Here is a 9,193-nt window from a genome sequence, read left to right on the forward strand (position 1 = left end):
CGGTTCAAAATGTTATCCGGTATTAGCCCCGGTTTCCCGGAGTTATCCCAGTCTTATGGGCAGGTTACCCACGTGTTACTCACCCGTCCGCCGCTAACTTCTTGAGAGCAAGCTCTCAATCCATTCGCTCGACTTGCATGTATTAGGCACGCCGCCAGCGTTCATCCTGAGCCAGGATCAAACTCTCCAATAAAGTTAGTTTGTCTAGCATCTAAAAATAAAAATTGACGTTTCACGTTGTTTGTTTCGTTCAGTTTTCAAAGAACTACTTGGTCGCTCATTTGCGACTTCCTTATGTTAACATTTCTATTTTGTAATGTCAACTAAGTTTTTCATTTCGTTTGTCGCTTTCAATGTTAATGTCATCGGCGACTTTTCCTATATTACACCCCTGTAGATCAATCGTCAATACTTTTTATCTTTTTTATTTTATAAATTATAAAAGCTTTGCTCTCTTAATTTCTAACACATCCTTAGAACTTCTTAAACATATGTATTCAAACTAACAATCTGCAGACTACACCCCCTAACTTAATACTAATACTTTTCTAAAGAATGAATGTGAGACCAAGTAAATATATATTAAGGATAATATTTTTTCTTTTAGTACGTCCCCCTTCTGCTCATCTCTAGGGGATTATATATAAACCATTTCTCTTCTTTACCTTTAATCAACAAAAAGGAAAAGAAATCTAATAAACTTAGGAGGCGTTATGAAATGCATGTTAATAAAAAGATAATTTATGTATCCCATGATGCCCATTTCCACGGAGCACAGCTACTTTCTTTACATACTATTAAGGCTCTTAAAGAAAACTTTGATTACTCTGTTGCAATTATTTCTATTGGATCCGGTATTTTAATTCCCGATTTCCAAAAGCACGGCCCTGTTTATTGTCTCGAGCAAGATTATCAAACAAAAGAAAAGGTCGAATTATTAATAAAAGATTTATTATCACAGGATTTTACCCTCGCCATATGTAGCACTGTCATAAGTGGCGATATCGTCGCATTACTAGCTAGACACAATATAAAAGTTGTTTCATTAATACATGAATTACCGCATTTAATACAACAGTACTCTGCTGAAGGGAAAGCTAAAAACATCGCTGAATTTGCTTACAAAGTTGTTTTCCCTTCACAATACGTACATGAAAAATTTCGTACAATCACTGAATTGGATCCTCAAAAATGTCACATTCTCCCTCAAGGTTTGTTTAACCACAATCCTTATAAGAACAATATTGCAAAAGCTAGAAATGAGTTACGTAAGAAGCTTAACCTGCCTCTAGATAGCAAAATCATCTTGGGTGTAGGCTTCGCAGATTATCGAAAAGGAATAGATCTATTCTCACTTATCTCTTACTCAGTAAGAAAGACTCACAAGGATATTCATTTTATTTGGGTAGGGAGAACAGACGTTCAATTCCTGAATACACTGCCCCCTAAATATAAAGCACATTTCACAGTAGTCGATCCTACTCCCGATATCGGATTATATAACGCCGGAGCTGACTTATACTTATTAACTTCAAGGGAAGATCCTTTTCCAAATGTTGTTTTAGAAGCATTAGATGCAAAACTTCCTGTTATAGGGTTTAAAAATGCTGGAGGTTTTGAGGATGTTGTTACAGAAAAAACTGGTGCCTTAGTAGACTTTTTAAATTTACCCAAAATGCTAGAAAAAATATATGAATTTATTCATGATGAGGGATTACGATTACAAAAGGGAAGCTTTGGCCAAGAACTTATCGAAAAAAACTTCAATTTTCTTACTTACATTTATCAATTACTAGATCTTCTCGAACATAATTACAAAAAGATAAGCGTAATCATACCAAACTATAATTATGAAAAATACTTACCTGATCGAATCGAATCAATATTAAACCAAACCTACCCTCTTTACGAACTAATTTTCTTAGACGATGCCTCCACTGATCATAGCGTATCAACATTTAAAGAACTACTCTCAAAAGAAAATAAGATCCATCTGAAGGTTCAACAGGTTATTAATGATACAAACTCTGGTTCTGTATTTAAACAATGGATAAAAGGCGTCACTGCAGCAACTGGTGATTATATTTGGATTGCAGAGGCCGATGACTTATGCGATAAGACATTTTTACAAGAGGTGATGCAGGGGTTTTATATAAATAACAATATTGCCTTAAGCTACACACAATCAAAACAAATAGACGAACAAGGAAATGTATTGGCTAATCATTATTTAAATTACACAAATGATATCGATGAAGAGAAATGGAAAGCCCCCTATTTTCGAAAAGGCGTCGACGAAATACAAGATACGTTACTTATCAAAAACACTATACCTAATGTCTCGAGTGTAGTTTTTAAAAATATAGATATGAAGAAAACAGAAAAACAGTTAGAAAAGTTCAAAATAGCTGGTGACTGGTTCTTCTATGTTTCTCTTCTTACAGAGGGAGATATTTACTTCAATCCAGCCCCTCTAAACTATCATAGACGACATTTAAATAGTGTAACAAGAACAGAAGATTCATATTCCCATTACAATGAAGTTGTGCAAATGCAAAATTTCATTAAAGAAAGCTTTACTATCGATGACATTTCTAAAATGAAAATGTATACATATAGAAAGTATCTTAAAACATACTTAAAAATTTAAACGTATGCTTTCTCTGCCATCAATATCTCTTGTAAGGCGATACTATTATTTAAGGGGGAATACTCTTTGAAAGACTTTATAGAGGAACATAAAGATTTAATTTCTCAAATCGCACACAGCTACAATGTAAATGCAAGTATCCATCCTGAGGATCATATCTTTCAGTTCATTGTCACTAATCCCGTTTTCCCATCAAAAAAAGAAGCGATAGATTACTATTTTAAAGACGGGCAAAACTCAGCACAAATACTCTTAGACTTAATCACTTCCCTTTATCCTCCTACAGGCAATCCAATCAAATTGTTAGAGTTTGCATCTGGATACGGCTGCGTAACACGTCATTTATTAAATCTACAAGCGAATTTGAGTATAACCGCTTGTGATATACACGAAGAGGCCATTTCCTTTATTGAAAACAAATTAAATAATCCTTCTATATTATCTCATCCTGAGCCCGAACAGTTAAAATTAGACTCCTCTACGTACGATATTGTTTTTTGTCTATCCTTTTTTTCTCATATGCCTGATACAACTTGGTTTCGTTGGCTTCAAACATTGTATAACGCTGTTTCACCTGGTGGTTTATTCATTTTCACAACCCATGGCTATCAAAGTAAAAAATATTTCGGGTTTCCAAATTTAAACGAACAGGGCTATTGGTTTCTCTCTTCTAGTGAACAATTCGATTTAGATGTTAATCAGTACGGACAAACGATAGTTAGCCCCTCTTACGTATGTGACAAAATTAAATTATTGCCCTATAACCCAATCATCAAAAAGTATACTGAAGGATTTTGGTGGGAACATCAAGACCTTTGGGTAATAGAAAAAGAAGTAAAATAATAAACCACGCTCTGCTTAAATACAAGTAGAGTGTGGTTTATTATTTTTTACTATATAAGAACTCTTCAATCCATAGCTTATTTAATCTAATCCCATTTTTAAAATCTATTTTAGGTTCCCAATTCAATTCTTGTTTTATCTTATCAATATTTAAAATGATTCTTTGGACGTTCTCTTGTTTTTGTTTATAACAGATAAAATCCACTTTTCTTTCTGTTATTTTCTCTAGTTCCACAATAATTCGTTTTAAAGAAAGACCTTTGCCACTCCCTATGTTATATACGCAAGATTTCAATTGATTTAATTGTGCTAGTTGTATAGTAATTTCAACTAAATCATCGATATAAATATAATCTCTAATAATCTCCTCTGGATTCCCATATATATTAATCCTTTCATTACTGAGATGCTGATACAAAAAACAATTTATCGCCCCAACTTTTTTTAAGGGGTTTTGGTATTTTCCATACGGATTAGAATATCTACATACAACATAATCTATTCCATATTTTCTCTTATAAAAATACAAATAATTCTCGAGCGAAACTTTTGTTATTCCATACGGGGAAAGTGGTCTTAATGGATGTTTCTCATCAATAGGCAAATATTCAGGTTCACCATAAACTGTGCCTCCCGAAGAAGCTAATATAATTTTTTTAATACGAAAATCTTTAACACTTTCCATGAAATTAAGAAAAAATAAACTGCTATTAATATCGCCGAAAACATCTTCAATTGAAGTTGCTACGTTAGACGTCGCAGCTAAATAAATAATAATATCTATATTCACTAAAGCCTTATATATATCCTCAACATTTTCTAAATCACCTTTAATAAATTCAACTTCACTTATAATATTTTGAGGAAAATTATTTATATGTCTGGAAAATACTTTTACATTTTGCCCCTGTTTCAATAAACCCAATGCGAGGTTGATACCAATGAAACTATTTCCACCTACTATTAAATAATTATTCTTCCTCATAATATCATCTCTCTAGTAATAAATTTTTCTCATCGTCAAACCTAAAAATATAAACAAATAAACTGGATCATTTCGATTATTCATCTTCTTATCATTGTATGTTTGTTATAAATTTTCATTATCTTTATTTTCTATTTTCATTTCGGAATAACTTCCTTATTCAGATTGACTGCAAAAACACTCATAATATTTACTCATCCCCATGAATATATTTAATAAACAATCCTCACTTGTTTAACCCATAAAAAAACTTCTACATACACAAGGTTCTCAAAAAAAGGAGTGCGAAACTCATGAAAAATATAAATCAAGAGCTTTTAAATCATGTAATTCTACATAAAGACCGAATTCCGCATTACCATAAAGACTTTCCCCTTATACTATTTTGGAGTCACAGAAGCGGATGCACCGCATTAGCTAATTGGTTCTTTTTTCAAATTGGATTATTTACTGAAGCAAAGAAATACAATGACTTTATTCATTACTATGAGTTCTGGGTGTATAAGAACAATATAAATTACATACCAGAGTTACAGAATGGTCTTCTAGAAGGTAAAAAGGATGTTTGTAAACTTGTGCGAAATCCCTATACAAGGGCTGTCAGCTCATTTCTATTACTTGCTGACAATCCATACGCTAGCCCCCAATGGGAAAGTATCCGTCATTATTTTTATAATGATAAATATAGTAATCAAGGAATATCATTTAAACAATTTTTATATTACGTTCAGGCATTTGGTTCCAATTCCCTAGCAATAGATATACATTTTAGCCAACAATACGTCCCCGGTGAAGAAAACTTCATCCAATGTTATATTCCTTTAGAAGATTTTAATGCACAAATCACCAAACTAGAACACACGTACGATTTGATAAAATCTAATTTAGCACTTCTTACAAATTCAGATCATCATCGCGCCCACAAGATGATTTATGCAGGGAGCTATGCAGAACTTAGCATTACAGATGAAGCCTTCCCACGATTTCCAACATACGAAAGCTTTTATGATAAAGAAACTATGGATTTAGTTACAGAAATATATGCACAGGACTTTGAAATGTACCCGTACACGAGAGGGATACTTTAAGTCTATACATTTTTCTATGAATAAAAGCTAATGCATCGCATAGCATAAAGTGAAACTTTAATTCGAGTCGGGTTCTCTTCAACTGATTATTCCCTTTTCCTAATCGCTATTTTAAGAGATACCTAACTTTCACCTATTCCCTTTGATTTCGCCGATTGTTGACGTGTATCATACTTTCCATAAATAGATTGCATGTAACATAGGAGTGATGTCGTGTGGAAATCAATTTGAAACAGAATAATGGGTACTGCGTTATTTGCGAAAAGAAAGCTACATTTATAGAGCATAATGATTGGCTTAGAGATCATTATTTATGTTCTACATGTAACTCTATCCCAAGGCAGCGAGCTTTAATCCATACTTTACACACATTTTTTCCAAAATGGGATTCCTATAGTATCCACGAATCCTCTCCTGGAGGAATTACAACTCAGCTACTATTAAAAAACTGTAAAAACTATACATATTCTCAATACTTTAAAAACTATCCTCTTGGCCAATACTTTCAAGGAATTAGATGTGAGAACTTAGAAGACATGACTTTTGAAAATGAATCTTTTGATTTATTCATTACTCAAGACGTTTTTGAGCATGTAATGACGCCAAACAAAGCCTTTAAAGAAATAGAACGAGTATTAAAACCTGGCGGCGCTCATGTATTTACTGTCCCTTGGTATCATACACTCACAAAAACTGTGCAAAGAGCAAGATTGAATAAAGAGGTGATTGAATATATTGAAGAGCCCATTTATCACGGAAACCCTATTGATGAGAACGGGTCTTTAGTAACGTTCGATTGGGGGCAAGATATGATTGAATATATTTATACACACACAAATATGTATACCATTGTTTATTTACAAAAGGATAGATCACTCGGGTTAGATGCTGAATTTTTACATGTTTTTATTAGTAAAAAGCAAGAAAATAAGGTTTAATCACTATATAATTCGGAGGTTTGACAAATGCATAACTTTAAGTTAGGAAGTGATTTTGATAATCTTGTTAATTCACTATCTGATGTTGAACTTCTAAATTTATTTATACAAAGTTGTTCCCAAACAACGATAAATGGGGTTCCCGTACCTAGGTTTCCTCCTGAAGAAATTCAAAAACAATTTGTAGGTGCTTCCTATGAACATGCTCTTTATGAAGCATATTTGTTTTATAGCTATATAAAACAATACGCCCAGAATTTAGGTGTTCCCGTGAATAAAGAAAGTAAAGTTTTAGACTTCGGCTGCGGATGGGGAAGAATTATACGCTTCTTATTTAAAGATGCTTCTGATCAAAATTTACTTGGCATTGATGTGGATCCTGCGATGATCACACTTTGTAATGAAACACTAGGAAGAGGGATATATAAAACAGCAAGTCCACATCCCCCTGTAGAATTTATTAGTGACAATTCATTAGATATCATATTCGCTTATTCTGTATTCTCACATTTATCCGAAGAAACTGCTGAAAATTGGATAAAAGAATTTTCAAGAGTTCTTCGCCCTGGTGGAATTTTCATCGCAACAACACAAGCGCGCTATTTTCTTGATTTTTGTCAACAATTCCACGAACATCCTGAATTAATTCAAACAGGATGGCATAAAACTTTATCTCAAGCTTTTCCAGATATACATCGCGCTATCTCGGATTATGAAAACGGAAAATTTGTCCACAGCGCTACTGGTGCAGGGGATGTTAGAAATAGTAGTTTTTACGGAGAAACCGTTATACCTAGGACTTATATTGAAAATCATTATGAGAAATATTTAAAGCTACAAGACTTTTTTGATGATGTAAATCGATTACCTCAAGCCCTCTTTGTCCTTCAAAAAATTTAATTCCTTTTATTCAACGTAATACACTTAATTTCATGACGAAAAGCACTTTCTATTTCAGCTATATATCAAATTACCTAATACTCTCTTATTAAGTAAGCTGTAAAAACAAATTCAATACATACCATAAAAAAGCAGTAAACAGCTAACATATCTCTTGGTTTAAAATTGCTCCACCAAATCAAGAATACCTTCCCAACAATTGAACTACGAAAAACATGAGGGGGATATACTTTGAAAATAATCGCTTTTTACTTACCACAATTCCATCAAATTAAAGAAAATGATCGATGGTGGGGGGAAGGATTTACTGAATGGACAAATACTAAAAGTGCACGCCCTTTATTTTCAGGACATTATCAACCGAGGGAACCTTATCAAGATTTTTATTATGACTTAACTAGCCCCTCCGTAAGAAAGTGGCAAGCAGAAATCGCTAAAGCATACGGTATATATGGTTTTTGTTATTATCATTATTGGTTTAAGGGAAAAAGACTATTAGAAACACCCTTTAATGACGTACTAAAGATGAAGGAACCTGACTTCCCTTTTTGTCTTTCTTGGGCAAATGAACCATGGACAAAATCTTGGGATGGTCTCGATAAACATATATTAATGCCTCAAGATTACGGAGATATATCTGATTGGAAGGAACACTTTGATTATTTATTACAGGCTTTCCAAGATGAGAGATATATTTATATAGATGATAAACCTCTATTCATTATTTATCGTCCAGGACATATTCCTGATTGTGAAAAAATGCTTAATTACTGGAATGCATTAGCGCGAGAAAATGGTTTAAAAGGCATATACTTTGCTGAAACATTAAACAGTTTTCCACTACCTAATATAAATGGATTCGATGCTAGCATTCAGTTTGAACCTTTCTATACAATTGCCCATGATAGCTCTTCAGACATAAATAAGGTCATATATGATTCTGATATGCAATTGAATGTTTGGGACTACGATAAAGTATGGATGTATATATTACAACGATCGCTCCCAAAGAAAAAAACATTTCCTGGGGCTTTTGTTGATTGGGATAATACTGCACGACGTAAAAACGCAAATAGCAGCATCTTTGTAGGTTCTACCCCTGAAAAGTTCACCATATATTTAAGCAAGCAAATTCATCGTACTTACTCTTTTTATAACAGCGAGTTTTTATTTATTAACGCATGGAATGAGTGGGCTGAAGGAACTTACTTAGAGCCAGATAAAAAATATGGATTTTCTTATTTAGAAGGAGTTAAAAATGCAATTGATAGAGGTATGAAAGCATACAAAAAAGACGAGTCATTCTGACTCGTCTTAAAGTTGCTTGGCGACGCCCTACTCTCACAGGGACAAGGTCCCAACTACCATCGGCGCTAGAGAGCTTAACTTCCGTGTTCGGTATGGGAACGGGTGTGACCTCTCTGCCATCATCACCAAACTATGAAGGCATATTCCTTCAAAACTAGATAACATTGCTACATATTATATGGTTAAGTCCTCGATCTATTAGTATTCGTCAGCTCCACATGTCACCATGCTTCCACCTCGAACCTATCAACCTGATCATCTTTCAGGGATCTTACTAGCTTACGCTATGGGAAATCTCATCTTGAGGGGGGCTTCATGCTTAGATGCTTTCAGCACTTATCCCTTCCGCACATAGCTACCCAGCTATGCCCTTGGCAGAACAACTGGTACACCAGCGGTGCGTCCATCCCGGTCCTCTCGTACTAAGGACAGCTCCTCTCAAATTTCCTACGCCCACGACGGATAGGGACCGAACTGTCTC

7 protein-coding genes and 3 rRNA genes are annotated in these 9,193 nt (G+C 34.0%); 6 read left to right on the plus strand and 4 right to left on the minus strand.

Features of this window, described 5'->3' with window-relative positions; all coding sequences use genetic code 11:
• Positions 1 to 193 (minus strand): 16S ribosomal RNA (locus ATL10_RS29610); the annotation flags it as partial.
• 525 nt (positions 194 to 718) lie between these two features.
• Here ATL10_RS29610 and ATL10_RS29615 point away from each other — a divergent pair.
• Positions 719 to 2,650 carry a glycosyltransferase gene (locus ATL10_RS29615; RefSeq protein WP_090979091.1) on the plus strand — a complete coding sequence of 644 codons (1,932 nt, stop codon included), beginning with the start codon at positions 719 to 721 and terminating at the stop codon, positions 2,648 to 2,650.
• Positions 2,651 to 2,716: 66 nt separating this feature from the next.
• A complete protein-coding gene (locus tag ATL10_RS29620) occupies positions 2,717 to 3,493 on the plus strand; it encodes a class I SAM-dependent methyltransferase (RefSeq protein ID WP_000651236.1) in 777 nt (258 codons plus the stop codon).
• Between the two features lie 40 nt (positions 3,494 to 3,533).
• On the opposite strand, the gene ATL10_RS29625 is transcribed toward ATL10_RS29620, so the two are convergent.
• On the minus strand, positions 3,534 to 4,478 hold the full coding sequence (locus ATL10_RS29625; RefSeq protein ID WP_001230828.1) for an NAD-dependent epimerase/dehydratase family protein: 945 nt from the start codon (positions 4,476 to 4,478) through the stop codon (positions 3,534 to 3,536).
• A gap of 293 nt (positions 4,479 to 4,771) precedes the next feature.
• Here ATL10_RS29625 and ATL10_RS29630 point away from each other — a divergent pair, with 293 nt between their 5' ends.
• The 4 genes from ATL10_RS29630 to ATL10_RS29645 all read left to right on the plus strand — a co-directional run bounded on the left by ATL10_RS29630 (position 4,772) and on the right by ATL10_RS29645 (position 8,712).
• On the plus strand, positions 4,772 to 5,566 hold the full coding sequence (locus ATL10_RS29630) for a sulfotransferase family 2 domain-containing protein (protein ID WP_000790050.1): 795 nt from the start codon (positions 4,772 to 4,774) through the stop codon (positions 5,564 to 5,566).
• Positions 5,567 to 5,781: 215 nt separating this feature from the next.
• A complete protein-coding gene (locus ATL10_RS29635; RefSeq protein ID WP_000405128.1) occupies positions 5,782 to 6,504 on the plus strand; it encodes a class I SAM-dependent methyltransferase in 723 nt (240 codons plus the stop codon).
• A gap of 27 nt (positions 6,505 to 6,531) precedes the next feature.
• Entirely contained in the window at positions 6,532 to 7,404 is an 873-nt protein-coding gene (locus ATL10_RS29640; RefSeq protein ID WP_000551407.1) for a class I SAM-dependent methyltransferase, read from the plus strand.
• Between the two features lie 231 nt (positions 7,405 to 7,635).
• Complete coding sequence (locus ATL10_RS29645; protein WP_110498175.1) at positions 7,636 to 8,712, plus strand: glycosyltransferase WbsX family protein; 1,077 nt, start codon at positions 7,636 to 7,638, stop codon at positions 8,710 to 8,712.
• 14 nt (positions 8,713 to 8,726) lie between these two features.
• Here ATL10_RS29645 and rrf read toward each other — a convergent pair.
• Both rrf and ATL10_RS29655 read right to left on the minus strand, forming a co-directional pair.
• A 5S ribosomal RNA gene (rrf, locus tag ATL10_RS29650) occupies positions 8,727 to 8,842 on the minus strand.
• A 48-nt stretch (positions 8,843 to 8,890) separates the two neighbouring features.
• Positions 8,891 to 9,193, minus strand: a 23S ribosomal RNA gene (locus ATL10_RS29655); the annotation flags it as partial.

This window comes from Bacillus sp. 196mf (assembly GCF_003217275.1).
In the GTDB taxonomy this organism is placed as follows: Bacteria; Bacillota; Bacilli; order Bacillales; family Bacillaceae_G; genus Bacillus_A; species Bacillus_A thuringiensis_S.

Coding starts and splice junctions, on each gene's coding strand:
- ATL10_RS29615 (WP_090979091.1), top strand. CDS start 719: ATGCATGTTAATAAAAAGATAATTTATGTATCCCATGATGCCCATTTC.
- ATL10_RS29625 (WP_001230828.1), bottom strand. CDS start 4,478: ATGAGGAAGAATAATTATTTAATAGTAGGTGGAAATAGTTTCATTGGT.
- ATL10_RS29630 (WP_000790050.1), top strand. CDS start 4,772: ATGAAAAATATAAATCAAGAGCTTTTAAATCATGTAATTCTACATAAA.
- ATL10_RS29640 (WP_000551407.1), top strand. CDS start 6,532: ATGCATAACTTTAAGTTAGGAAGTGATTTTGATAATCTTGTTAATTCA.